General features: G+C 64.9%; 18 protein-coding genes. 11 read left to right on the plus strand and 7 right to left on the minus strand.

All coding sequences use genetic code 11. From position 1 onward, the window contains the following. Position 1 precedes the first annotated feature (1 nt). Both E8E75_RS28610 and E8E75_RS28615 read left to right on the plus strand, forming a co-directional pair. Positions 2–457: a MaoC family dehydratase gene (locus E8E75_RS28610; RefSeq protein ID WP_153919623.1), complete on the plus strand. Its 456-nt coding sequence runs from the start codon at positions 2–4 to the stop codon at positions 455–457. 424 nt (positions 458–881) lie between these two features. Next, positions 882–2,234, plus strand: a complete 1,353-nt coding sequence (locus E8E75_RS28615; RefSeq protein ID WP_153919626.1) for a DUF1329 domain-containing protein — start codon at positions 882–884, stop codon at positions 2,232–2,234. A gap of 349 nt (positions 2,235–2,583) precedes the next feature. On the opposite strand, the gene E8E75_RS28620 is transcribed toward E8E75_RS28615, so the two are convergent. After that, the gene (locus tag E8E75_RS28620; RefSeq protein ID WP_153920177.1) at positions 2,584–4,161 is read right to left on the minus strand and encodes an AMP-binding protein; all 1,578 of its coding nucleotides are present in this window, start codon (positions 4,159–4,161) and stop codon (positions 2,584–2,586) included. 205 nt (positions 4,162–4,366) lie between these two features. Here E8E75_RS28620 and E8E75_RS28625 point away from each other — a divergent pair, with 205 nt between their 5' ends. Both E8E75_RS28625 and E8E75_RS28630 read left to right on the plus strand, forming a co-directional pair. Continuing rightward, entirely contained in the window at positions 4,367–5,518 is a 1,152-nt protein-coding gene (locus tag E8E75_RS28625; protein WP_153920178.1) for an iron-containing alcohol dehydrogenase, read from the plus strand. Continuing rightward, entirely contained in the window at positions 5,515–5,946 is a 432-nt protein-coding gene (locus E8E75_RS28630; RefSeq protein ID WP_153920180.1) for a thioesterase family protein, read from the plus strand. The genes E8E75_RS28625 and E8E75_RS28630 overlap by 4 nt, the downstream gene beginning before the upstream one ends. Before the next feature lie 139 nt (positions 5,947–6,085). On the opposite strand, the gene E8E75_RS28635 is transcribed toward E8E75_RS28630, so the two are convergent. The 5 genes from E8E75_RS28635 to E8E75_RS28655 all read right to left on the minus strand — a co-directional run bounded on the left by E8E75_RS28635 (position 6,086) and on the right by E8E75_RS28655 (position 13,089). Next, positions 6,086–7,045: a transporter gene (locus E8E75_RS28635; protein ID WP_280360077.1), complete on the minus strand. Its 960-nt coding sequence runs from the start codon at positions 7,043–7,045 to the stop codon at positions 6,086–6,088. Positions 7,046–7,113: 68 nt separating this feature from the next. Beyond that, positions 7,114–7,890 (minus strand): SDR family NAD(P)-dependent oxidoreductase, encoded by a 777-nt coding sequence (locus E8E75_RS28640; protein ID WP_153920182.1) that lies wholly within the window; start codon positions 7,888–7,890, stop codon positions 7,114–7,116. Continuing rightward, positions 7,890–9,074, minus strand: coding sequence for an acetyl-CoA C-acyltransferase (locus E8E75_RS28645; protein ID WP_153920184.1), 1,185 nt, complete (start codon positions 9,072–9,074; stop codon positions 7,890–7,892). The genes E8E75_RS28640 and E8E75_RS28645 overlap by 1 nt, the downstream gene beginning before the upstream one ends. A 62-nt stretch (positions 9,075–9,136) precedes the next feature. Continuing rightward, on the minus strand, positions 9,137–11,248 hold the full coding sequence (locus tag E8E75_RS28650; RefSeq protein WP_153920186.1) for a 3-hydroxyacyl-CoA dehydrogenase NAD-binding domain-containing protein: 2,112 nt from the start codon (positions 11,246–11,248) through the stop codon (positions 9,137–9,139). Positions 11,249–11,286: 38 nt separating this feature from the next. After that, positions 11,287–13,089 carry an acyl-CoA dehydrogenase gene (locus E8E75_RS28655; protein WP_153920188.1) on the minus strand — a complete coding sequence of 601 codons (1,803 nt, stop codon included), beginning with the start codon at positions 13,087–13,089 and terminating at the stop codon, positions 11,287–11,289. Positions 13,090–13,336: 247 nt separating this feature from the next. Here E8E75_RS28655 and E8E75_RS28660 point away from each other — a divergent pair, with 247 nt between their 5' ends. The 7 genes from E8E75_RS28660 to E8E75_RS28690 all read left to right on the plus strand — a co-directional run bounded on the left by E8E75_RS28660 (position 13,337) and on the right by E8E75_RS28690 (position 24,930). Continuing rightward, positions 13,337–14,479 carry an acyl-CoA dehydrogenase family protein gene (locus E8E75_RS28660; RefSeq protein WP_153920190.1) on the plus strand — a complete coding sequence of 381 codons (1,143 nt, stop codon included), beginning with the start codon at positions 13,337–13,339 and terminating at the stop codon, positions 14,477–14,479. 265 nt (positions 14,480–14,744) lie between these two features. Beyond that, positions 14,745–17,426 carry a LuxR C-terminal-related transcriptional regulator gene (locus tag E8E75_RS28665; RefSeq protein WP_153920192.1) on the plus strand — a complete coding sequence of 894 codons (2,682 nt, stop codon included), beginning with the start codon at positions 14,745–14,747 and terminating at the stop codon, positions 17,424–17,426. Between the two features lie 299 nt (positions 17,427–17,725). Next, on the plus strand, positions 17,726–18,871 hold the full coding sequence (locus E8E75_RS28670; protein ID WP_153920194.1) for an acyl-CoA dehydrogenase family protein: 1,146 nt from the start codon (positions 17,726–17,728) through the stop codon (positions 18,869–18,871). Between the two features lie 32 nt (positions 18,872–18,903). Further along, positions 18,904–20,043, plus strand: coding sequence for an acyl-CoA dehydrogenase family protein (locus E8E75_RS28675; RefSeq protein WP_256673090.1), 1,140 nt, complete (start codon positions 18,904–18,906; stop codon positions 20,041–20,043). 122 nt (positions 20,044–20,165) lie between these two features. Continuing rightward, a complete protein-coding gene (locus E8E75_RS28680) occupies positions 20,166–21,983 on the plus strand; it encodes an SDR family oxidoreductase (RefSeq protein WP_280360078.1) in 1,818 nt (605 codons plus the stop codon). 63 nt (positions 21,984–22,046) lie between these two features. Further along, a complete protein-coding gene (locus E8E75_RS28685) occupies positions 22,047–23,153 on the plus strand; it encodes a hypothetical protein (RefSeq protein ID WP_153920198.1) in 1,107 nt (368 codons plus the stop codon). 79 nt (positions 23,154–23,232) lie between these two features. After that, complete coding sequence (locus E8E75_RS28690) at positions 23,233–24,930, plus strand: AMP-binding protein (RefSeq protein ID WP_153920201.1); 1,698 nt, start codon at positions 23,233–23,235, stop codon at positions 24,928–24,930. 110 nt (positions 24,931–25,040) lie between these two features. On the opposite strand, the gene E8E75_RS28695 is transcribed toward E8E75_RS28690, so the two are convergent. Further along, positions 25,041–26,516, minus strand: a complete 1,476-nt coding sequence (locus tag E8E75_RS28695; RefSeq protein WP_153920203.1) for a wax ester/triacylglycerol synthase family O-acyltransferase — start codon at positions 26,514–26,516, stop codon at positions 25,041–25,043. Positions 26,517–26,729 lie beyond the last annotated feature (213 nt).

Raw genomic sequence — 26,729 nt, forward strand, 5'->3', positions numbered from 1 at the left:
AATGAAAAGCTACGAAACGCTGGCCGAACTTCAGGGCCTGGTGGGTGAAGTTGTGGGCACCAGCGATTGGGTAACCATCGACCAGACCCGCATTGACACCTTTGCCGAAGCCACAGGCGACCATCAGTGGATCCACGTGGACCCCGAGCGCGCCGCCAAGGGCCCCTTCGGCAAGCCGATCGCCCATGGCTTCCTGACCCTCAGCCTGCTGCCAACCTTCATGACCAACGCCTTCGAGCTGCGCAACGTGAAAATGGGCGTGAACTACGGCCTGAACAAGGTGCGCTTCGTCCAGCCGGTGCCGGTGGACAGCCGCCTGCGCGGGCACTTCAAGGTGCAGTCCTGGGAACCGCTGGAGGGCAACGGCGCGCAGATCACCTACGAGATGACCGTGGAGATCGAGGGCGCGGCCAAGCCGGCCTGCGTGGCCGAGACCATCCTGCGGGTATTCGCCTGACGCGCGTCGCCACCGCCTGAAGGGAACGCCGCCACAAGCCCGTTCTCCTGTACAGAAACGCCACGCCGTGCCTTCGGGTACCGCGTGGCGTTTCTGCTTCAGGCGCCTTCTTTGCGCCATCTCGTACAGGCCGTCCATCCCCCCCTCCATGCGCCAATAAGGGGGGGGCGAGGGGCGGGGAGTCTTGGTTAAAAAAACGCTGCCGGGAAAGAAGTACACCCCCAGGCAATGCCTCTGCGCCATCAGGTCCGGGGTAGTTTGAAACGGGGGTGGTCCTGGACCTGTACGGCAAGTCCGCATTGACCTGAGGTAGGTCGACGACATACCTGCGTCGGCCGTCGTTCCAGCTGGTAACGACCTGTTCCTCAAGGGGCGTGGCGCGCTGTACGAGACGTTCAAAACCACAATCTCAGAGGGTGGAGACATGACTAGACTGACAAGAACCCTGATCGCAGCCAGCCTGCTGGCCGCGCACGCAGGCGTGCTCCATGCAGCAGTGACAGCGGAAGAAGCCAGCCAACTGGGTACTTCCCTGACCCCGGTCGGGGCCGAAATGGCCGGCAACGCCGACGGAACCATTCCTGCGTACACCGGCGGCCTGAATACGCCGCCACCCGGTTTCGACAAGAGCAAGGGCATTCGCCCGGACCCCTTCGCCGGAGAGAAGCCGCAGTTCTCGATCGACGCCAGCAACGTCGATACCCACGGCGACAAACTCACCGAAGGCACCAAGGCACTGATCAAGAAACTGCCGGGCTACCGCCTCGACGTCTACCCGACGCATCGCACCGTGGGCTATCCGCAGTTCGTGCTGGACAACACGCTGAAGAACGCCACCAGCGCCACGTTGACCAACAACGACGAGACCCTCAAGGGGGCTCATGCCGGCGTTCCGTTCCCGATACCCAAACGCGGTATCGAGGTGATGTTCAACCACCTGGCGCGTTACCAGGGCCTGTCCTGGGTCGCACCCAAGTACGGCGCCTACAATGTCGACGCGGCGGGCAAATTGGTGACCTCCACCCAGGGGCGCTGGACTTACGAGATGCCGTACTACGACGTCTCCAAGAGTGGCGACGACATTCTGCTCACCCGCGCCCGCGCCAACTACACCGGCCCTGCACGTCGTGCCGGCGAAGCGGTGATGACCTTTGACTACACCGCTACCGAGCGGGGGCGAAAGGCCTATCAGTACCTGCCCGGCCAACGCCGCGTGCGCCTGGCGCCGGACCTGTCCTACGACACCCCGAACGCCAGTACCTCGGGCATGTCCACCATCGACGACATCAACCTGTTCAACGGCCGGATGGACCGCTTCGAGTGGAAGCTGGTGGGCAAGAAGGAAATGTACGTTCCGTACAACACTTACCGCTTCACCTATGCGGAGAAGCCCGAAGAGGTGTTCGGTCCCAAGTTCATCAATCCTGACCTGGTGCGCTGGGAACGACACCGCGTCTGGGTGGTAGAGGCGACCCTCAAGCCGGGCATGCGTCACATCTACTCCAAGCGCACCTACTACATCGACGAAGACAGCTGGACCGCCCTGGCGGTGGACCAGTACGACGGCCGCGGGCAACTGTGGCGTCCTGGCTTCAGCTACCTCACCCAAATGTATGACGTCGGCGGCACCAACAGCACTGCCGGTCACTACGACCTGATTGCCGGGACCTATTACATCAACGTCTGGCCGGGCAAGGCTGGCGTTGTGGTGGCCGACAAGCTGACCTCGGACAAGGGCTGGACCTCCGATAGCCTGGCGGGTGCCGGCATTCGTTAACTCCGGACGGGGAGTGTTGGGCGGAACCGACCTGGTCGGTTCCGCTTTTTTTTGTTTGGGGTGGGGCAGTTCCTACTCGTTCGGCCGTGAGCAAGGGGCAGACGTAGCTGCCCCCAATAAAGCCTCGGTACCTAGCCGGGGCTCCAGCACAACCAGTCAACTCCGGATGGGGAGCTTTGGAGAGGGGCAACTTTTGTAGGAGCGAGCTTGCTCGCCAAATATCGTGCTCGGGGCTATTCGCGAGCAAGCTCGCTCCTACTCGTTCGGCCATGAGCAAGGGGCAAACGTAGCTGCCCCCAATAAAAAGCCCCGGCATCGAGCCGGGGGCTTTGGCACAGCCAGGCGCCGATCAGGACACCCGCCGCGCCTGATCCTTCCAATAGCGCTCTCGCACCTGCCGACGCAATACCTTGCCCACGGCGCTCACCGGTAGCGAATCGACGAAGGTTACCGACTTAGGCGCCTTGAATCGGCCCAGGCGTTCCTTGACCCATTCGATCAGCTCCTCCTCCGCGATCACCACGCCGGGCTTCAGCACCACCTCGGCATGCACGGCCTCGCCCCATTTGTCGTGGGGCACGCCGACCACGGCGGACATGGACACGGCCGGATGGGCGTTGAGGGTCGCTTCCACTTCCACCGCATAGACATTGAAGCCACCTGTGATGATCACGTCCTTCTTGCGGTCGACGATGAACAGGTAACCAGCCTCGTCCAGATAACCCAGGTCGCCGGACTTCCAGAAACCGTTGTGGAACTCGGCGGCAGTGCCTTCCGGGTTGTTGTGGTAGCCGGAGATGGTGCCGCGGCCACGCAGCCAGATCTCGCCGGTGGTACCGCGCGGGACCGGTTTGCCGTTTTCGTCTACGACCATCAGTTCGATGCCGATGGTGGGGCGTCCGGCGGAGGCCAGGCGGCCGGTCTGGATGGCGGTCAGATGATCGGCCTTGGTCAGGGTGCAGACCGCCTGGGCGCATTCGGTGGAGCCATAGAGCTGGAAGAAAATGTTACCGAAACGAGCCTGGGCCTGCTCCAGCTTGGCCGGGCTCATGGGGGCGGCGCCGTAGTAAAGGGTCTGCAGGCTGGACAGGTCGTACTGGGTGGCTTCCGGCAGTTCTACCAGCCAGCCCACCAGGGTCGGCACCATCAGGGCGGTGGTGACGCGTTCCGCCTCGACGTTGCGGCACCAGGCCTTTAGGTCGGCGGCGTTCTGGGTGACGGTGCAGCCGCCACGGAACAGCGTGGGCAGCAGGGAGAGCCCCGAGCCGTGGCTGATGGGGGCGATGTGCAGGTACCGAGTGCGTTCGTTGAAAGCCTGGCCCTGCTCGCTGTCGGCGTACATGGAGTCCCGCGCTGCCAGCCAGTTGTCGATGGTGTAGCGCGCGCATTTGCTTCGGCCGGTGGTGCCGCCGGTGAAGCGGTAGATCAGTACATCCTGGTGTGCATCCGATTCGATATCGGGTTCTGCATCGGAGACGCCTTCGAGCAGGTCCCAGAAGTATCGTGCATAGGAATGCCGCGCCGGCGGCACGTCCATGCAGATCACCCGGGTACCGCTCTGGCGCAGCATCTCGCCGTAGCGATCCAGGAGTTCGGTTTCGATGAAGACCACCTTGGGTCGGATGAACTCCACCTGCCAGCGGTGCTCTTCGAGGGAGTCGCGGATGTTGGTATGGGCGATGGCCGCTTCGCCCTTGAACGCGGTCCAGGCATGCAGCAGCGACAGGTTGTCGTTCTCCAGGATGCACAGAGCCGTATCGTCTCGGTGCAGGTCCAGGCGGCTGCGCATCATGTTGACGATGCGGTTGGTCAGCCGGTGCAGCTCATCGAAGCGATAGCGCCGGTTGCGCTCGATGTTCACCAGGGCTTCCTGGTCGGCGAAGCGCAGGGCGGTCTGGCCCATGATGCGGGCGAAGTTCATCTTCATCGCGGTCTCCGTTTGTTGTTCTGGTTGGTGGAAATCGCATTCTAGGAACGCCCTTGCGTTGCAACGCCTCCCGTCTGGGGAGGGGCCAGCCGGCAGGGCCTCGCTTCCCGCGTGCCCACTCATAAGAGGGGGGGAACGTCACTCGTGATCGCGAATAAGGTGCTCCAGCGGTTCCCACCTTTCCGGACATTTCGCGAGGCGTCCCATGCGCACCCTGGCGTTCAACACGACCAAATCCATCCTCATTGAATGCGGTGCTTCGCGCCGCCTGGCAGCCCCTGTACGAAGCATGGGTTGCCAATCGGTACTCATCGTCACGGACCCTGGAGTCCTGGCGGCGCGCCTGCTGGACTCGGCGCTGCTCGAACTGGAGCGCGAGGGGCTGCAGGTGACGGTCTTCTCCGAGGTCCAGGCCGATCCGCCCGAGTCGGTGATCCTCGCGGCGGCTGCGGCCGCCAGGGCCAGCTCAGCAGACTGCGTGATCGGCTTCGGCGGCGGCAGTTCCCTGGACGCCGCCAAGCTGACCGCCTTGCTTGCGCGTAGCGATGAGTCTCTGGCCGAGATCTATGGCAGCAATCTGGCCAGGGGGCCGCGCCTGCCGCTGATCCTGGTGCCGACTACGGCGGGCACCGGTTCCGAGGTCACGGCCGTGTCGGTGGTGACCACCGGTGCCGGTGAGAAGAATGTGGTGGTTTCGCCGCTGCTACTGCCCGACCTCGCCGTGCTGGACGCCGAGCTGACCCTCGGATTGCCGACAGCCGTCACCGCTGCCACGGGCATCGATGCGATGGTCCATGCCATCGAGTCCTATACCAGCCGGCACCTGAAGAACCCGATTTCCGATTGCCTGGCCCGTGAGGCCCTGCGCCTGCTCAGCGCCAACCTGCATGAGGTCTGTCGCAACGGCGCCAACCTGGAGGCGCGGGAAAACATGCTGTTGGGCGCCTGCCTTGCCGGCATGGCGTTCGCCAATGCTCCCGTGGCGGCGGTCCATGCACTGGCCTATCCGCTGGGGTCGCGCTTCCACATTCCTCACGGACTGTCGAACTCACTGGTGCTGGAGCCGGTGCTCCGCTTCAACCTGGAAACGGTCGCGCCGCTGTATGCGGAGCTGGCGGATATCGTCCTGCCTGGTCTTGGCGGCGACGCGTCGGCGAAGGCCAACGCGCTGGCTGACTACCTGGGCGGCCTGGCCGGTGAGCTGCAGTTGCCAACGCGCCTGCGGGAACTGGGCATCAGCCAGGCCGACATCGAGGACCTGGCCAGTGATGCCGCCAGGCAGACCCGCCTGCTCGGCAACAACCCCAGGGAACTGGGCATCGACGATATCCGTTCCATCTACGAGAAGGTTCTATGAGTCACGCACGTCCCACCCGCAGCCAGTTCTGCCACTTCACCAGCATGCCCAGCCGTTGGGGCGACCATGACTCCTATGGGCACGTCAACAATGTGGTCTACCACTCCTACTACGAGTCCGCCGTCAGCCTGTTCCTGGTGGAGCAGAGGACCCTGGACATCGCCAGCAGCCCGGTCATCGGACTGATCGTGGAGAATTGCTGTACCTACTTCTCGTCGATCAGCTTCCCGGACCGCATCACCATCGGCATGCGGATCGCGAAACTGGGCAACAGCAGCGCTCGCTATGAGCTGGCGCTGTTCCGTAACGACGAGGAGGAAGCCTCCGCGGCGGGGTACATCGTCTACGTGTACGTCGACCGGGCCAGCAACCAGTCGACCACCATTCCCGACCATGTTCGATCCGCGTTGCTCAAACTGGTGGATTAGTGCGGATCGACGCTACGACGCCATGCCCAGTCGACTGCCACGGCATCGGCTGGTGGGCTTTTGTAGGGTGGGTCACGCTTCATCGACCCACCAGAGGGAGTGACCGGGGGCACCGAACAGCGACGAAACGAGCGACGCGTCAGGGCTCACCGGACAGCGGAATGGCGAGGCTCAGCCAGAGGTTCCAGCCTTCCGCGCGATTGCGCGCGTCGAACTCGTGATAGCCCTTGAGATTGGCGTACCAGAGGTCCTTGCCCACCTTGAAGAAGTGGCCGACCTGCGGACCGACGGCGCTGACCCGGGACTTGAAGTCCCCCAGCACCGCACCGCTGCCGGAATCGCCCGTTACCTGGTGATAGACGTAGCCGACGAGGCCCAGATGGGTGCTGTCGGTGACGAAGTGCGATGCGCTCCAGTCCAGGTGGGCATCGATGCCATTCTGGTAGTCGAGATCACTGTTCTCCCAGTTGTAGGTGAGACCTGTCACCACGGAGAACTCGTTGCGCTTGTCGAAGTAGGTGTAGCCGCCGCCGGCATCCAGCGCGGCGTGGCCAAGCCCCAGGTTGACCAGGCGATCGGGGTCGTAGGCACCCACCGGCAGGTTGCCCATGCCGTAGACCATGAAGTTGTGTTCGCCATGGTTCCATTTGAGCGTGCCCATGGCGAACAGGTCGCTGGAGCCCTTCAGGCTGTCGTTGACCTGGGTGGAGAGCGTGCGGCCGCGCGGGCCGGTCAGGGTGGTCTCGACATCGACCTCCGAACGTCCCAGGCCGACGAGCAGACCGAGGGACGCCTGGGCACCCAGCACGGGCTCAGCGAAGGTGTAGTTCGGCCCACCGAACAGCAGGTCGGCCTTGGCATCCACGCCGGCGGCTATCTGGCCACGCCCACCCCTTGGCAGAGGCTCGCTCGCGCCGATGTCCGCGCTGACGTGGTAGTAGATCAGCGGAAAGGTCCAGCCCGGCGCGGTGGGTACTGCCGCAAGGGCTCCGAACTGGCCGGGAAGCCAGAAACCGATCCCGCCTTCATCCGCCGATGTCATGGTAGATGGCAGGGCTACGGCCATCGCCAGCAGCATGCGAGGTAATGATTTGAGCACTTCTCTCTCCAGGGGGCGACTCGCTTGCGATTAGCAGTGCCCCGGACAGGCGTCCGGGGTTCCTACCCTTACAAACTCCCCACCAGTTGCCCGCCATCCACCGCCAGCACCGACCCGGACATGTAAGCACCGGCTTCGCTGGCCAGCAGCAGGAAGGGACCGTCCAGTTCTTCCAACCGACCGAGGCGGCGCATGGGCACCGCGGCGCGGATGTAGGCCTGGCCTTTCTCGCTGTCGAAGTAGCCGTCGGTCATCTCGGTCGTGAAGTAGCCCGGGGCGATGGCGTTGACACGGATGTTGTAGCGCGCCAGTTCCAACGCCAGGGACTTCGTCAGCTGGACCACGCCGGCCTTGGCCGCGCAGTAGTGGCTGTAGCCGGTGCCGACTCGCAGACCGAGCATGGAGGCAATATTTACGATGCTTCCTGGGCGCTCGGCACGCGCCAGGCGCTGTGCAGCACACTGGGCGACGCGCCAGACGCCGTCGAGGTTGGTCGCGAGCATGGCGCGCCAGTCTTCTTCACTGATTTCCAGCACGCGCAGACCGCTGCCGATGCCTGCGTTGTTGAGCACCACATCCACCGGTCCGAAAGTCGCTTCGGCGGCATCGAAGGCAGCTTCCACACTGGCGCGGTCGGTGACGTCCATGGCCACCGGCAGCGCCTGGCCGCCGTCACGGCGGATGGCGTCGGCCAGTTGTTGCAGGCGCTCGACGCGACGCGCTGCCAGGACCACGCGCGCTCCGGCACGGCCGGCTACGCGAGCGAGGTGGGCGCCGATACCACTGGAGGCGCCGGTGACCAGCACGGTGCGGCTGGCCAGGGAGAAGGGGGCGAAGACACTCATCAGAACACCTCGAACAGGCCGGCGGCACCCATGCCGCCACCCACGCACATGGTGACCACGACGTATTTCACGCCACGGCGTTTGCCCTCCAGCAGGGCGTGACCGACCATCCGCGCGCCGCTCATGCCATAGGGATGGCCGATGGCGATCGCGCCACCGTTGACGTTGTAGCGCGAGTCGTCGATGCCCAGCCTGTCGCGGCAGTAGATCGCCTGGCAGGCGAAGGCTTCGTTGAGTTCCCACAGGCCGATGTCGTCGACCTTCAGGCCGTGCTGCTTGAGCAGACGGGGAACAGCGAGCACCGGGCCGATGCCCATTTCTTCCGGCGCGAGGCCGGCGACGGCCATGCCGCGATAGGCCCCCAGCGGTTCCAGGTTGCGCTGTTCGGCGAGGCGGCCGTCCATCAGCACGCAGGCGCTGGCGCCATCGGAGAGTTGGCTGGCGTTGCCGGCGGTGATGCAGCCACCTTCGATCACCGGCTTGAGCCGGGACAGGTCATCGAGCGTGGTCTGCGGACGATTGCCCTCGTCCTGGGCAAGGGTGAGTTCTTCGAAACTGACGGCACCGCTGGCCTTGTCGACGATTTGCCGGGTGACTGGCACCGGGACGATCTCACCCTCGAACAGACCGGCGCGCTGAGCTGCCGCGGTACGCTGCTGGGACTGCAGGGAGTAGGCGTCCTGGGCCTCGCGGCTGATGCCGTAGCGCTCGGCCACCAGCTCGGCGGTCTGCAGCATCGGCATGTAGGCGTGGGGCATCAGCCGCAGCACCTGCGCATCGTGCTGGCTGCCGACCCATTCCATGTGACGGTTCTGCACCAGGCTGATGTGCTCCTGACCGGCGCCGATGGTGACCTGCATGCCGTCGACCATGATCTGTTTGGCGGCGGTGGCGATGGCCATCAGGCCCGAGGCGCACTGGCGGTCGAGGGTCTGGCCGCTGACGGAGATCGGCAGGCCCGCGGCCAGCACGCTCATGCGGCCGAGGTTCCAGCCGGCAGTACCGGCCGGCATGCCGGTGCCCATGACCAGATCCTCGATTTCCCCAGCCTCGATGCCTGCTCGCTCGACGGCGGCGCGAATGGCAAAGGCGGCCATGGTGGGGGCGGTGGTCGCGTTGAAGGCACCGCGAAACGCCTTGCCGATAGGCGTGCGTGCGGTTGAGAGGATGACGGCTTCTTTCATGGTCTAGTCCTGTTGAAGGTATGGGCAGGCGCCGATAGGGACTCAGCGCCTGCCAGGTGCAATCAGATGCGCTCGATTCGGGTCTTGCCGGCTGCCACCAGGCGTTCCAGCAACGGCGCCGGCTGGAACCACATCTCGCCATATTCCCCGAGGGCCTGGCGGTAGTGGCGGATGCCGGCCAGTACCTTGTCCAGACCCAGCTGCTCGGCGTAGTGCATGGGACCGCCCAGGTGCGCCGGGAAGCCGTAGCCGTTGATCCACACCAGGTCGATGTCGCCAGCGCGCAGGGCGATGCCCTCGTCCAGCAACTGGATGCCCTCGTTGATCAGCATGAACAGGCAGCGGTCGTGGATTTCCTGCTCGCCCATGGGGCGACGGGGCACGTGCAGCTCGCCGGCCAGGCGTTCGGCCAGCGCAACCACCTCGTAGTCGTCCTGGCGATTGCGACCTTCGTATGCATAGAAACCACGACCGGTCTTCTGGCCGAAACGGCCCAGGGCATAGAGCTCGTCGCCGAGACGGCAGTAGCTTTCGTCATGGGCGAAAGCGGCGCGGTTGGAGTCGCGAACCAGGAAGTTCACGTCGACGCCGGCCAGGTCGAGCATGCTGAAAACGCCCATGTTCAGGTCGAGACCGGTGAGTACGCCATCCACCTGCGCCGGCGTTGCGCCCTCCAGGACCAGGCGATGGGCTTCGCGGGCGTAGGGTTCGAGCATCCGGTTGCCGATGAAGCCGAAGCAGACGCCGGACACCACGGGCATCTTGCCGATGGTGCGACCCATCTTCAGCGTGGTGGCCAATACGTCCGGCGCGGTTTCACGCCCACGCACGACTTCCAGCAGGCGCATGACGTTGGCCGGGCTGAAGAAGTGCAGACCGATCACATCCTGCGGACGAGACGTCACCGCAGCGATCTGGTCGACGTCCAGCGACGAGGTGTTGGTGGCGAGGATGGCGCCGGGTTTGCACACCCGGTCCAGGGTGCGGAAGACTTCCTGCTTGATCTCCATTTTTTCGAACACCGCTTCGATCACCAGGTCGGCGTCGGCGAGGTCGGCATAGTCGAGCGTGCCGCCGAGCAGGGCCATGCGCTGCTCCAGCCTGGCTTCGGTCAGCTTGCCGCGCTTGACGCTGATCCCGTAGTTCTGGCGGATCTGCGCCAGGCCGCGATCGAGGGCCTCGCCCTGGCGCTCCAGCAAGGTCACCGGAATGCCGGCATTGGCGAAGTTCATGGCGATGCCGCCGCCCATGGTGCCGGCGCCGATCACCGCTACCTTGCGAATCGGGCGGAGCAGGGTGCCGCTATCGATCCCTGGCACCTTGCCAGCCTCGCGCTCGGCGAAGAACACGTGGCGCAGGGCCTGGGACTGGACCGAGGCTTCTGCCTGCTTGAACAGCGCTACCTCGCGGGCCAGACCTTCCTCCAGCGGCAGCAGGCAGGCGGCTTCAACGGCCGAAAGTACCAGTCGTGGCGCCAGGCGGCTCTTCCAGCGCGGCTCGTTGTCCTGGCGGTAGCGTGCGAGGAAGTCATCAGGCAGGCCCTCGGCCGGTGCCGGGAAGGGCTCGGCGGGCCTCGCGGGTGCCAGGTTGGCAACCAGCTCTTGGGCATAGGCGCGGGCCTCGTCGAGCAGCGTCTCGGCATTGGCCGAAAGCCGGTCGAGGATGCCCAGGGCGAGGGCGCTTTCGGCACCGACCGGGGCGCCCGAGAGCATCATGTCGAGTGCAGCTTCGGCACCGATCAGACGGGGCAGGCGCTGGGTACCACCGGCACCGGGGAGCAGGCCGAGGTTGATTTCCGGGAGGCCGACGCGGGTTCCGGGCTCGCCGATGCGGTAGCCACAGGCCAGGGCCAGTTCCAGACCGCCGCCAAGGGCGAGCTTGCCGATGGCGGCGACCAGGGGCTTGTCCAGTTGCGTCAGGCGCACGAGCAGGGACGGGAGATCGGGCGTGGCGAAGGACGCGTCGCTGCCGAACTCGCTGATGTCGGCTCCGGCGCTGAACAGGCCGTTGGCGCCATGGAGGACGAGCGCCTTGACCGACGGGTCGGCCGCTGCGCGCTCGCAGGCCTCGAGAACGGCCGCACGCAGGGGCTGGCCAAGGGCATTGACCGGCGGACGGGCGAGGCCGATCAGGGCCAGGTTGTCTTCAACCTGATAGGTAACCAGGGCGTTCATGGTTGCTCCTTGTAAAGGGTTGGAGGTCGGAAGGCTGGTCAGAACCATTGGTCCTGCATGTCGAAGCTGCTGCGATTGCCGGCTGCCAGCAGGCGCGCCTGCGCATCAATGGACGCCAGCTCCCAGTCCATGAAGTAACGGGCGGCTTGTAGCTTGCCGAGGTAGAAGTCCGCCTCGCTGCCGGCCGCGTCGGCATCGAGGGCGCGGCTGGCGACCAGCGCCATGCGCAGCCACAGCCAGCCCACCAGCACGCGGCCGAACAGGTCGAGGTAGGGGGTGGCATTGGCCAGGCCGAGATGGGTGTCGGCGGCGACCTGGTCGAGCAGGCTTTCGGTGACCTCCTGCAGTCGGCCCAGCGCGCCGGCCAGCACGAAGGCGAGCGGGGCGCAGCGATCGTCGTGCCCGGCGTCCTTCAGGGTGTCGCGCACGCGCTTGAGGAACATGCGATATCCGGCGCCGCCGTTCTGCTGCAGCTTGCGGCCCAGCAGGTCGATGCCATGGATACCCTCGGTGCCTTCGTGGATGGGGTTCAGACGGTTATCGCGGTAGTACTGTTCGAGCGGGTACTCACGGATATAACCCGAGCCGCCAAGCACCTGGATGCCAATGTCCGAGGCCATGACGCAATACCTGGATGGATAGGACTTGACCATGGGAATCAGCAGGTCGAGCAGTTCCCCGGATTCGCGCCGCAAGACGGCGTCGGGAGCGGTGTGGGCATCCTCGAACAGGCTGCTGGCGTACAGGCACAGCGCGAGGCTGCCTTCGGCGTAGACCTTCTGCTGCAAGAGCATGCGACGTACGTCGGCGTGCTCGACGATGCTTACCTGCGGCGCCAGCGGGTCCTTGGCGCCCGGCAGGCGGCCCTGAGGCCGTTCGCGGGCATAGTCCAGGGCGTGAATGAAACTCTGGTAGGCCAGTGCAGAAGCGCCGAGTGCCACACCGATTCGCGCCTCGTTCATCATCTGGAACATGTAGGACAGACCCTTGTTGGCCTCGCCCACCAGGTAACCGACCGCGCCGTCCCTCTCGCCGAAGCTCAGCACGGTGGAGGTGGTGTTGCGGTAGCCGTGCTTGTGAAGCAGGCCGGCCAGGGCCACGTCGTTGCGCGCGCCCAGGCTGCCGTCGTCGTTGACCAGGAGCTTCGGTACGAGGAACAGCGAGATACCGCGTGTGCCTGCTGGCGCACCGTCGATGCGGGCCAGCACCATGTGCACGATGTTGTCGGTCAGCGAGTGGTCGCCACCGGAGATGAACATCTTCTGGCCGTGGATGCGGTAGCTGCCATCGGCGGTCAGGCGGGCACTGGTGCGCAGGTCGCCAAGGGCGGAACCCTGGCCGGGCTCGGTCAGTGCCATGGTGCCGCTGAAACGGCCATCGAGCATGGGCGGCAGGAAGCGCTCGCGCAGCGCATCGCCGGCAAAGCTCTTGACCAGGTTGGCGGCACCGATGGTCAGGAACGAATAGGCCACCGTGGCGATGTTGGCGGCATTGAAGTAGGCCATGCTCGCCCGCAGGATGACCTCTGGCAGCTGAAGGCCACCGTCCTCGGCATCGTGGTGGGCGGCGAGGAAACCGGCCTGGGCGAAGGCGTCCCAGGCGATCTTGGTTTCCGGGATGAGCGTTACCTTTTCGCCGTCGAAGGTCGGCTCATTGGCGTCGCCCTTCTGGTTGTGCGGGGCAAAGTATTCGGCGGCGATGCCGCGTGCGGTTTCCAGCGTAGCGTCGAATACCGCACGATCATGGTCTGCATAGCGGGGGCGCAGCAGCAGGGCCTCGGTATCGAGCAGCTCATAGAGCTGGAAGCTCAGTTCGCGTTCGTTGAGGAGCGAATCGGTCATCTCGTTCTCTTGTACTGGTTGGCCGGCGGACGGCCAGGGGAGTGGGCTTTGCCAGTAAATCGAATTGCCGATGATGCCGCCCCCACCCTTATGGAGTGGGAGCGGACGAGGCACGCGGGTGCGCAGCCGATTCGCCTGCGCCTACCCGCTTCGAGGGGGCGCGGAGGGCGGAGGGCACCCTAATGTGTTGCGAAGGGCGTCCGGCCGGTCGGGGCCCGTACAGCCAATCGCATCCAGGGGTATTTCCATGATTCCGCGCACCCTCTTCGATCATGAGCATGAAGAGTTCCGTAGTACCGTCCGCCGCTTCCTGGCGGAGGAGTGCACGCCGTTCCATGAGCAGTGGGAGGAGGATCATGTCGTCCCCCGCGAGATCTGGAAGCGCGCCGGCGAACTGGGCATGCTCAACGCCACCACGCCTGAGGCCTATGGCGGCCTGGGGCTGGACCGGCGCTTCTCGATGATCGCGGTGGAGGAGGTGGCCCGCGCCGGCGTGTCCGGACTGAGCGGCTTTAACGTGCATGACATCTGCGCCGGCTACCTGATCAACTTTGGCACCGAGGCGCAGAAGCACGAGTGGCTGCTGAAAATGGCCAGTGGCGAAGCCATCGCCGCCGTTGCCATGACCGAGCCCGACACCGGTTCCGACTTGCAGGCGGTCAAGACCCGGGCGGTGCTGGACGGCGACGAGTACGTCATCAACGGCGCCAAGACCTTCATTTCCAACGGCACCAACAGCGACATCATCGTGGTGGTCGCCAAGACCGGGAACAGCGGCAAGGGCTCGCGGGATATCTCGCTGATCCTGGTGGAGGCCGGCCGCCCTGGCGTCAGCAAGTCCAAACCGTTGCGCAAGGTCGGCCTGCACGCCCAGGACACCACCATGGTGTTCTTCGAGGACGTCCGCGTGCCGAAGGCCAATATCCTCGGCGGCGAACCTGGCCAGGGCTTCTACCAGCTGATGAAGGAATTGGCCTGGGAGCGCCTGAGCATCGGTATCGTCGCCATCGCTGCAAGCCAGGCGGTGCTTGAACAGACCATTGCCTATACCCGTGAGCGCAAGGCGTTCGGCAAGCCGATCATCGAGTTCCAGAACTCGCGCTTCAAGCTGGCCGACCTCAAGACCGAGATCACCCTGGGGCAGACCTATGTCGATCGCTGCATGGAGCTGATCCTGGAGCACCAACTGACCCCGGAAGCGGCGGCCGCGGCCAAGCTCTGGTGCAGCGAGCTGTACTCGAAGGTCGTCGACCAGTGCGTGCAGTTACATGGCGGCAACGGCTACATGCTCGAATACCCGGTCGCCCGCCACTACCTGGACAGCCGCGTCAACCGCATCTACGGCGGTGCCAACGACATCATGCGCGAGCTGGTGGCGCGAACCCTCTGATACGCTTCGGCGGTCCCGCCCTGGTACCGCCGTCCCACCCCCCTCGGTTGGAGGGGGCGGCTCCCTCTCTTTCCCCTCCACCATCTATTGCAGGAACGGTTGCCCGGATGCCCGGTGCTGCTCTATGGCGGCCGCTGACCTGAGGCTAAGCTTCGGGTAAAACGGCGGCTGGTCACTTGGCCGCACCCACCCTGATTCCAACCCGCACATGCCTGTCCCGCTGCATTTCGGTAGGCCATTTGCGAATCGGAGACCCGGTCTGGACATGCACACAGACAAACTGCTCGTATCGACGAAGTTCGCGCCGCCGCGCATTGGCACCCAGACCATCCTGCGCCAGCGCCTGCTGGAGGACCTACAGCGTATGGCGCAATGCCGCGTCGGCCTGGTCACCGGCAGCCCCGGCTTCGGCAAGACCACGCTGTTGGCCCAGTGGCGGCAGGAAATGATGCGTACCGGTGCGGACGTGGCCTGGCTTTCGCTCAGCACCGATGACAAGCATCTCGCGATTTTCTTCGCTTACCTGCGAGCCGCACTGCAGCGCCTGGGAATTCCGCTGGATAGCGGCATTCCGCCAGAAGGCACGCGGCCGGAGTTCATCGATGGCGTGGTAGCGGCAATAGTCGAGGGTGCGGCCAGCATCAACAAGGAGCTGTACCTGGTCATCGATGACTACCAGCATGTGGCGGACCCGCGCTCTCATCAGCTCGTGCAGAAGCTGCTGGACCATAGCCCGGACAACCTGCATTTCGTGATTTCTTCCCGCGTCGGACCACCACTCAGTTTCAGCCGGCTGCGCCTCAGCGGCCAGCTGGTGGAGCTGGACTGCGCCTCGCTGCCCTTCGATCTGGCGGAAACCCGCGCATTCCTCGAGCAGAGCCTGGCGGCGCTGAAGCTCAGCCCGGAGGAGTTGCACCAGATCCACCAGCTCACCAGCGGCTGGCCGGCCACCCTGCAGCTGGTGGTCATCCTGCTGCGCAGCGACCCCGCGACGCGCGACGCCTTGAGGGAAATGGGCTGGCGTTCCGACGACCTGCAGAGCTACCTGGCCGAGAACGTGATGGTGCACCTGCCGGCCGAGATGTCGTCGTTCATGGAGGACGTGAGCATTCTCCGGCGATTCAATGCCTCGCTGGCGGAGGCGGTAACCGGTTGCGCGTCGGCGCAGGCCATGCTCAAGCGGCTGGATGAGGAGAACCTACTGATCTTCCGCGTCGAGGCCGACGACCGCCAACCCTGGTATCGCTTCCACGCCCTGTTCGGTGATTTCCTTGCCACGCGGCTGCTCCGCCGTGATCGGGCGTCCCAGGATCAACTGCACCGGCGTGCCGCGCACTGGTTCGCCGAGCGCAAGTTACTGGCCGAGGCCGTGCGCCACGCGACCCAGGCGGGTGACCTGGACTTTGCCGCGCAACTGGTGGAAGGAGCGGCCCCGGCCACCTGGAGCCTCGACCAGTTGAGCCCTCTGCTACGCCTGCTGGACCAGTTGCCGCAGGACATCCTGTTCTCCCGGCCGAGGCTGTTCTTCCTGGGTTGCCTGGCGTACGCGCTGACTGCCCGTCCGGGCAAGGCCGAGGCCTGGATGGAGCAGTTCAAGCGCAGCGGTGCGGCACAACAGGCCGACGAAGCCTACCGTCTGCCGCTGGTGCAGGCGGCGATCGAGGTGCAGCGCGATCGCAGTGAACCGATCATCGGTCTGCTGGAAAGCTTTCACGCCTTGCCGGATGACTACACGGTGACCCGTTATGGCGCCCCGGCACTGCTGGCCATCGCCTATTCGGCGGCAGGAAGGCATGAGGAGGCGCTGCGCTGCCTGGACGAGAATCCCATTCCCGAAGCCGAGCGGGATGCGGAAATGGCTCTGGTGGCCGAAGGGGCGAGAACCACCTGCTACCTGCAGGAAGGCCGCATCCGGGAAGCCGAGCGTATTGGTTCGGCGCAACTCTCCCGTGCCGTGGCGGTCCACGGCCACCGGGCGGCGAGCGCGTACCTGGGCGCCGCGACCCTGGCCGAGGTGTATCGCGAGCTGGACCGCATCGACGAGGCGCGGGAGATTCTCGCCAATCGCAGTGGCCTGCTGCAGTGGACCATGCCCGACACCATGATGCATGCCACCATCTGCCGTGCACGCCTGGACCTGCTGCAGGATTCCGCCGCGGTGGCCATGGCCTTCCTCGAACGCCAGGAGCGTCACTTCCGCAGCATCGGCCAGGACCGCGCGCTGGTGCATTGCCTCACCGAGCAGTCGCGCATCGCCCTGCTGGAGAATGACCGTACCTACGCCGCCGAGCGCGTCGCCCGGCTGGAGCCGCTGGCACTGCAATACCGGGAGGCCCGGGGATTCCAGGCAGAAATTCCGGCGCTGGCGGCGCTGGCGCGTGCACGCCTGCTGCTGGCCACCAACTACCCGGACAAGGCCCTGGCGGACCTGGAAATCCTTCACGAGTACGCGACCCGGTTCCGCCGCGGACAACTGTTGGTCACCGGCCAGTTGCTGATGGCCATCGCCCGTTCCGACCTGCTGCAGCCGGAGCGGGCGGAGGAACACCTGATCGCTGCCCTGGCCCAGGGTTGCCGACTGGGGCTGGTGCGCACCTTTGTCGATGAGGGTGAGGTGCTGCGCAAACTGCTGGCAAGTCTGGCGACCAGACCGTTGGGCAACGACGAAGGCGCTTATCTGCAACAACTGCTGGAGCGCTTCGGGCCAGGAAATGTGGGGCGCACCAGTGAGTCGTCGTCGAACAGCGCACCGTCGATGCTGACGCCGCGTGAAGTGGCGATCCTGGAGCTGATCAGCCAGGCAATGTCGAACAAGCGCGTGGCCCTGACCCTGAACATTTCACTGGAAACGGTGAAATGGAACCTGAAGAACATCTACGTGAAGCTCGGCGTTTCCAGCCGCTATGACGCGGTGTCCTGGGCGCGCAAGCACGGCTTGATCGAGTAAGGGCGAAATCACCAGCGGCGCGGCGTCGTGGACGTTGCGTGGACGCCACTACCTCCGGCCACTGGCATTTCGCTGGGACAGCATAGGTCCGGCGTCCGCGTCGCAAACCACTCTATGCGAGGGGGGCGACCGGAGTGCCAAGGCTTGTCCCCACATCGCAGCCGGCCAGTCCGAAATGGCGGCTGAAGGGGCCGCAATCCCCCCCTCCCTGAGGGGGCTGACCCCGAAAACCTCCTCCTATGATCGATCCAGAGCCGCCCGCAAGGGTGGCGGAACGATAGAGCCGAGGAGAACCCCCCATGATTCCGCGTACCCTGTTTGACCACGAGCACGAGGAGTTTCGCAGCACCGTGCGACGCTTCCTGGCGGAGGAGTGCGCTCCCCGGCTGGAGCAGTGGGAAGAGGAGCACCGGGTTCCCCGCGAAATCTGGAAACGTGCCGGCGAGCTGGGCATGCTCAATGCCACCACTCCGGAAGCCTATGGCGGCCTGGAACTGGACCGCCGTTTCTCGATGGTCGCCACCGAAGAGATCTACCGCGCGGGCCTGGCATCCGGCCTGATCGGTTTCGGCGTGCACGACATCGTCGCCGGCTACCTGGTGAACTTCGGCAACGAGGCACAGAAGCAGGCCTGGCTGCCGAAGATGGCGGCGGGCGAGGCCATCGGCGCGGTGGCCATGACCGAGCCGGATACCGGTTCCGACCTGCAGGCGGTCAAGACACGCGCGGTGCTGGACGGTGACGAGTACGTCATCAATGGCGCCAAGACCTTCATCTCCAATGGAACCAACTGCGACATAGTCGTCGTTGTTGCCAAGACCGGCACCTCGGGTAAGGGCGCCCAGGATATCTCGCTCATCCTGGTGGAAGCCGACCGTGCGGGCTTCAGCAAATCCAAGCCGCTGCGCAAGGTCGGCCTGCACGCCCAGGACACCACCATGCTGTTCTTCGAGGACGTACGCGTGCCCAGGGAGAACTTGCTGGGAGGTGTTGAAGGGAAGGGCTTCATCCAACTGATGAAAGAGCTGGCCTGGGAGCGACTGTCCATCGCCATCAGCAGCGTCGCCGGTGCCCAGGCAGTGCTGGAGAGCACCCTGGAATACACCAAGGGCCGCAGCGTGTTCGGCAAGCCGATCTTTGCCTTCCAGAACACCCGCTTCAAATTGGCCGACCTGAAGATGCAGCTGGCGGTGTCGCAGAACTACGTCGACCGCTGCATGGAGCAGTGCCTGGCGCGCAGCCTCAGCCCCGAGGCGGCCGCCGCCGCCAAGCTGTGGTGTTCCGACCTCTACACCAAGGTAGTGGACGAGTGCGTCCAGCTGCACGGTGGCAACGGCTACATGCTCGAGTACCCGGTAGCCCGCCATTACCTCGACCACCGCGTCCTGCGCATCGCCGGCGGCGCCAACGACATCATGAAGGATCTGGTCGGGCGCACGCTCTGACCCGGGTCGCAGAGGAATACGCAATGGAATATCTGATCCCCCGTACCCTGTTCAGCTCCGAGCACGAAGAGTTCCGTCGCGCCTGCCGTCGGTTCATGGAGGAGGAGGTCGCGCCCTTCCATGCCCAGTGGGAGAAGGACAAATGCGTCCCTCGCGAGGTCTGGCGCAAGGCCGGTGAGCTGGGAATGCTGCTGCCTTCCATGCCCGAAGAATACGGTGGTCCTGGCGCCGACCGGCTGTTCGACATGATCTTCGCCGAGGAATTCATGCGCGTGGGCGCCACTGGCCTGATCGGCTTCGGCGTGCACGGTCTGGTCGCGTTCTACATCCTCAACTACGGCACCGAGGCGCAGAAGCAGGCCTGGCTGCCGAGAATGATCGCAGGCGAGGCGGTCGGCGCCATTGCCATGACCGAACCCAACACCGGTTCTGACCTGCAGGCGGTCAGGACCCGCGCCGTGCGTGAGGGCGATGAGTTTGTCCTCAACGGTTCCAAGACCTTCATTTCCAACGGTGCCTCCTGCGACCTGGCGCTGGTGGTGTGCAAGACCGGCAACAGCGGTAGCGCCAAGGACATCTCGCTGGTCATCGTGGAGAAGGAGCGCGAGGGTTTCGCCCGTTCCCAACCACTGGAGAAGATCGGCCTGCACGCCCAGGACACCAGCATGCTGTTCTTCGACGACTGCCGCGTGCCGGCCGAGAACGTCCTCGGCGGGATTGAAGGGCAGGGCTTCTACCAGCTCATGCACGACCTGGCCTGGGAACGCATCATCGGCGCCGTGGGCTTCCAGGCCCAGGCCGAGGCGGCCCTCGAGCACACGGTCGAGTACACCCGCACGCGCATGGTCTTCGGCAAGCCGGTGCTCGATTTCCAGAACTCGCGCTTCACCCTGGCGCAACTGAAAACCGAAGTGCAGATCGGCCGCTCCTGGATCGACAGCTGCATGGAACTGCTGCTGCGTGGCGAACTGAGCGCAGAAACGGCGGCGGTGGCCAAGTACTGGACCGCCGAGCTGAGCAGCCGGGTGGTCGATGCCTGCCTGCAGCTGCACGGCGGCAACGGCTACATGACCGAGTACCCCATTGCGAGGCTCTACCTCGATACGCGGGGCAACCGCATCTGGGGCGGCACCAACGAAATCATGAAGGAGATCATCGCCCGCACCCTGTGAGGGCGACCTTCAGCCTAGCTGCGGCCGCAATCGGTATCCGCGCCGGCTCGTCCACCTGGACGGCCGGGCGCCGGTGCCCTGTGTCGCGATAACAACTATCTCTTCAGGAGAGGAGCCCTAACGTGTCTCAAGAAATTCGCTTCGACGGCAAAGTCGCCATCGTTACCGGCGCCGGCAACGGCCTGGGTCGTGCCCACGCCCTGCTGCTGGGTTCCCGTGGAGCCAAGGTCGTGGTCAACGACCTCGGCGTGACCACCGCTGGCCTGGGCAGCTCGTCCGCCGCGGCCGACGCCGTGGTCGCCGAAATCCGCGCCCTGGGTGGCGAGGCCGTGGCTGATTACAACTCGGTGACCGAGGGCGAGAAGATCGTCGCCACCGCCCTGGAGGCATTCGGCACCGTCGACATCCTGATCAACAACGCCGGCATCCTGCGCGACACCTCGTTCCACAAGATGACCGAAGAGCAGTGGGATCTGATCCAGGACGTACACGTGAAGGGCGCCTTCCGCCTGACCCACGCCGTCTGGCCGATCATGCGCGAGAAGGGCTACGGCCGCATCGTGATGACCGCCTCCGGCGCCGGCATCTTCGGCAACTTCGGCCAGTGCAACTACTCGACTGCCAAGTCCGGCCTGATCGGTTTCACCAACTCGCTGGCCATCGAAGGCGCGAGCAAGAACATCCGCGTCAACACCATCGCCCCGATCGCCGCCTCGCGCATGGTGATCGCCAGCGGCATCTTCCCCGAAGAGCTGCATGACAAGCTGAAGGTGGAAGACGTCGCTCCGCTGGTGGGCTGGCTGTGCAGCGAGGAGTGCCAGGACACAGGCGGCCTGTTCGAGGTCGGTGGCGGCTTCCACGCCAAGTACCGCTGGGAGCGTTCCTACGGCCGTTTCCTGCACACCGACTCGCTGAGCCCGGAACTGGTGCGCGAGAACTGGGAACGCATCACCCGCTTCGACGACAAGAGCGTGCATCACGCCAATGGCGGCGAAGGCTTCAAAGAGCTGTTCGAGCGCATGGCCGGCAACGCCATCGGCGGTAACCAGTATGTCGACATGGAAGTGGCCGCCAACGCCGTCGCCACCCTGGAAACCGAATACACCCAGACCGACGCCGCGCTCTACGCGCTGGCCGTGGGCGCCGCCAAGGACCCACTGGACCGCACCGAGTTGCTCTACATCAACGAGTTCAAGGGAGAAGAGTTCCGCGTGCTGCCGACCATGGCGGTGCTGCCGGCGACCCAGGTGTTCCTCAAGGCGATCCTGGCCGGCAAGCCGACGCTAGAGGGTCTGGAGCTGCCGTTCGCCAAGGGCCTGCACGGCGAGCAGTACACCGAGATGTACCGCCCGATGCCGCCCAAGGCCAAACTCAAGCACACCATGCGTCTGAAAGAAGCGCTGGACAAAGGCAAGAGCTCGGTCAGCGTGCTGGAAATCCACACGACCGACGAGAACGGCACCCCGCTGTACTACAACGAGTTCACCAGCTTCTACACCGGCACTCCGGGCGCTGGCCTGAAGCGCGTGCCGAGCGTGGCGGCCGCTCCGCTGCCCGAGCGCGTGCCGGACGCGGTGATCGCCGAGCAGACCGAGGTCAACCAGGCCCTGCTGTACCGCCTGTGCGGTGACTGGAACCCAATGCACGTGGATCCGGACTACGCGGCCAAGGCCGGTTACGAGAAGCCGTTCCTGCATGGCCTGTGCACCTTCGGCTACGCCGGTCGCCATGTGATCAAGGCGTTCTGCAACAACGATTCGCGCCTGTTCAAGAGCATCCGCGTGCGTTTCGCAGCCATCGTGATGCCGGGCGACACCCTGGAAACCCGTATGTGGCGCGAGTCGCCGACTCGCGTTGTATTCGAGACCCGCGCCGTTGAGCGTGACGTAGTAGTGCTCAAGGGCGGTTCGGTCGAGATATTCGAGCAAGTGCCGGCCTGACCCCTTGGCCACCTGCCGCTTCCGAGCCCCGGAAGCGGCAGCTTTCTATTTCAGGAGAGCACGATGCAACGTTGCGTCAATGTGATTGGCGTAGGCATGTCCCCCTTCAGCCCGGCCTCGCTGAGCGCCAACCCGACCGCCCTGGTCGGCGAGACGGTACGGCAAGCGCTGGCGGATGCAGGATTGTCCGCGCGGGATATCGGAACCGTCTTCGCCGCCTCGGGACTGATGGATGGCGGGACCTTGCAGCGGGCTCTCGAGCAGACGGGGCTGGGGCACGTACCGCTCCAGCAGTTGCCGAAAGGCGAGGAAAGCAGCACTCTCCTGTACCACGCCTGCCAGGCTATCGAACTGGGTCTGACCGAGTGCGTGCTGGTACTGGGTGTGCAGGGCGCACCGGCACCGCTGCCGGACCTGGGGGCCATGTTCGAGCGCCTCGGTGCGACGGCGCGGGCGTACATGGCGCGCTACCAGACCCGGCGAGAAACCTTCGCCATGATTGCGGTCAAGGCGCGTCAGCATGCCGAGTTCAACCCCCTGGCCGTGTTCACCTCCGCGCTGACCCTCGATGACGTTCTGGACGCCAGCACCATCGCCGAGCCGCTTACCCATCCCCAGTTCGCCTGGCCCACCTCCGGCGCTGCGGCCGTTGTGCTGTGTTCGAGCGAGCTCGCCAGTCGCCGTGGCAATCGTCCTGTCGTGCGGATCATCGCCCAGGCCTGCGTTTCGCCTGTTCAGGTGTCCGGTTTCGGTCCGGCATCAGCCTTCGCTTGCACCGGCTACGAGGTCAACGTCGCCGCCGCGCGGGAGCTGTATGAGCAAGCGGGCAGGGGGCCGCAGGAGATTGAGGTGTGCGAACTGCACGACAGCAGTACCCTCAACGAGCTACTGCTGTATGAGGCACTTGGCTTCTGCCCCGAGGGAAGCGCCGAGAAACTGGTCGAAGATGGCGACAACACCTATGGTGGCAACCTGGTCGTCAATCCTTCCGGGGGCCTGCTCTCGCTGGGCCAGGCACCGGCGGTGAGTGGGCTGGCGCAATGCATCGAGCTGGTGCATCAACTGCGTGGCAACGCCGGCCGGCGTCAGGTTGCCGATGCGCGCATCGCCCTGCAGCACCAGACCGGGGCAGACGGCACGGTGGTAACCACCCTCTATCAGCGCGAGTGAGCCGACGCGGCGCTTTTTTCGCCGCCCAACAGAACAATTTCAATGGGTGGTACACCACCCTTCAGACGCAGGACACGCCATGAACAAGAACAATGAGCACCCTACGCTGTTGCACCGCTTCCTCCACTGGGAGGGCAGCACGCCTGATGCCATCTACCTGACCCAGCCCCTGCCGGACGGCAGCGTGGTCGACTACAGCTGGCGCGAGGTCGGCGACCAGGCCCGGCGGATGGCCGCCTACCTGGTGTCCCTCGACCTGCCACCGCGATCCTCCATCGGTATTTTCGGCAAGAACACGGCCCACTGGATCATCGCCGACCTGGCGATCTGGATGGCTGGGCATATCAGCGTTCCGCTGTACTCGACCGCCAATACCGACACCGTGGGATACGTGCTGCAACATGCCGAGGTGCGCTTGCTGTTCGTCGGCCGACTGGATGGCGATGCCGCCGGCTGGGGCGCCGTGCGTGCAGGGGTTCCCGCTGGACTTCCATTGATCGACCTGCCGATGTCGGCCTGTGGCGAGGGTGAATCATGGGAGCGCATCGTGGCTGCCGCCACTCCGCTGGAAAACGTGGCGCTGCCGGAGCCGGGTGAGCTGGCAACCATCATTTACACCTCTGGCAGCACCGGTAATCCCAAGGGCGTCATGCACAGCTTCGGCAGCATGTACAACGCTCCGGCAGTGACCGGCTGCATGTACGACAAGGGCCGGGGGCCGCAATCAGGCGACCGCCTGCTGTCCTACCTGCCACTTGCCCATACCGCCGAAAGGGCTGTGGTGGAAGCCGTGTCGCTGTTCAGCGGCTGCCGGGTGTTCTTCAACCTTGGCCTGGAAACCTTCAGCGAAGACCTGCGTCGTGCGCGGCCGACCATCTTCCTGTCCATGCCGCGCCTGTGGGGCAAGTTCTACCAGGGCATCAACGAGCGGATTCCGGCGGCTGTCCAGGCTGCCGCTTTCGCCGATCCGGTGGAGGGCGAACTGATGAAGGCGCAGATCCTTTCCGCGCTGGGCCTGGACCAGGTGCACACCGGTCTGTCCGGCTCCGCACCCCTGCCGGTCAAGGTTATGGAGTGGTACCGCCAACTGGGGCTGGAGCTGCTCGAGGGCTACGGCATGTCGGAAAACTTCGGCACCTCGCATTTCAGCCTGCCGGGGCAGGTGCGCGTCGGCTACGTTGGCGCCGCGATTCCGGGCGTCGAGTGCCGCATCGGCGACAACAGTGAAATCCTGGTGAAGAGTCCCGCGCAGATGCTGGGTTACTACAAGCAGGCCGAGCTGACCGCCGAGAGCTACACCGCCGATGGCCTGTTCCGCACCGGCGACCGTGGCGAACTGGACGAACAAGGGCGCCTGCGTATCACCGGCCGGGTCAAGGAACTGTTCAAGACTGCCAAGGGCAAGTACGTCGCCCCTGTGCCGATCGAGGCCAAGCTCGGCAACCATTCGCGCGTCGAGGCCTCCTGCGTGACAGGCGTCGGTCTGCCGCAACCGCTGGCACTGCTCAACGTGTCGCCGGATACCCGTGCCACCCTGGCCAGCGCCGAGGGTCGTGATGCGGTGGCCACCGAGCTGGAGGTGTTCCTCGCCGAGGTGAATGCTCAGTTCGAGCCCCACGAGCAGCTGGCGTGCCTGGTGGTGGTCCGTGAGCCCTGGAGCATCGCCAACGGCCTGCTGACGCCGACCCTGAAGATTCGTCGCAACCTGATCGAAGACCGCTACCAGGAGATGGTCGAGGTCTGGGCCGAGAGCGGCTGCAAGGTGATCTTCGAGTAAGGTCCGGACAACGAAAAAGGCCGATCCGGATTCCGGATCGGCCTTTTTTGCGTTTGCAGAAATGGCCGGGGATGCGTAGCCCGGAGGGAATCCAGGCTACCTACCGAACCCTATGATCGCCGAGCAGCCCGCTTCTTCGTCACGGGTTTTTCGACGGCCTCGGCCAGTGCCTGCATTTCCTCGTATGAGTCCTTCAGGCATTGCGCAAGGAAGTCCGGGTCCGGCACTACGTTGGGCGAGCTGGTCAGCGAGACGAACATCTTTCCGCAGTAGCTGGTTGGGTTCCAGATCAGCGAGAGACCATCTACCAGCGGCCCGACGCCGCACCAGTAGACCAGCTTGGCACCGAGCATGTAGAGCGGCACGTTGGGGCCGGGAACATTGGTCACCATGCAGTTGTGCAGGATCACCGGGCCCTTGCCGCCGATGCCCATCAGGGTGGCCAGGCGGCCGGCGAGGCCGAGGGTGGCCGGCGGTGCGAATTTCTGCAGGTTGGTCAGGTCCTCGGCACCGATCCCGTCCTGGATCGCCTTGGACTCCGACGTGGCCGTAAACACCGCTTCCAGGCGCTGAAGCGGGTCGTCGATATCGGTGCGCAAGGGGAAGGTGACCATCGAGATGGTATTGCCGCTGGCTGCGGCTTCCCCGCCCTGGCGGGTATTGACCGGCGCCAGAGTCACCAGTGACTTGTCCGGCAGTTCATCGTTCGCCTCCAGGTAGCGGCGCATCGCTCCGCCGATGATGGCCAGAACTGCATCGTTGACCGTCGCCCCCGGCACCAGGGCCTTGATCTGCTTCACCGTTGCGAGGTCGAGGGTGACCGAGTTCCAGACCCGGCCGGCGGTGACATTGGTATTGAAGCGGGTGCGCGGTGCGCCACCCCCGGGGGCGAGCACCGAACGGGCCATCGAACGCAGGCCGGCTATTGCCAGCTTGGGCAGCACCCGGGCCAGCGGCCGGGCCATCCGCGCCGAGGCCGAGATGTTGTCGGTGAGCATGCGGCTCACCGTGTCCAGCGGTCCCCAGAGCGGCCGGCGTGGGTTTGCCGGCGGCCTGTCGGGGACCACCGCGACGGGTCTGCCCTGGGCGCCGGCGATGTCGTGCAGGGCCCAGGTCAGCTCCGCCGCTGCAGTGCCATCCATGGCAGCATGGTGCGACTTGGTGAGGATGGCGAAGCTGCCCTTTGGAATGCCCTCGATGTTGTCCAGACCTTCGATGACGTACATCTCCCAGGGCGCGCGGGCCAGGTCAACCGAGCGGGCGTGAATGCGCGAAACGAGGATACAGAACTGCCGCCAGTCGCCAGGTTTGGGCAGGGCGAAGTGGCGGACGTGGAAGTCGATGTCGAACAGATCGTCTTCCACCCAGTACGGATAGCCGAGACCGTAGGGGACCTGGACGATCTTGCGACGGAACACCGGCGAAACATCCAGGCGATCGGAAATATGCCGGACGATCTCGCGGAACCCGAGGCGCTGTCCTTCCACGGTGGACTGGTCATAGATGTAGATCATGGTGCAATGCGAGGCCGCATGGGGCCTGTCGACATTCAGGAACAGCGCATCTTGCCCGCTGAGTTTGCTCATCGTTGGGGTACCCGCAAGGTGGTGGCTGAGGTTGAACCATCGGCTGGATCAATCGACCTGGCGAACGAGGCCTCCGGCCTCTCTTCACTCAGGTACGCCATGTTCGTCGCTCACAGGTGCAACACGTCCCCCCTTGTTTGGGGGGACATGCACGCTCGGCCTGCCTCTAATCTGTCGGCACCGTAGAACGCCCTGGTGCCGGTCGGCGGGGCG

Source organism: Pseudomonas sp. BN606, assembly GCF_029873115.1.
Taxonomy (GTDB): Bacteria; Pseudomonadota; Gammaproteobacteria; order Pseudomonadales; family Pseudomonadaceae; genus Metapseudomonas.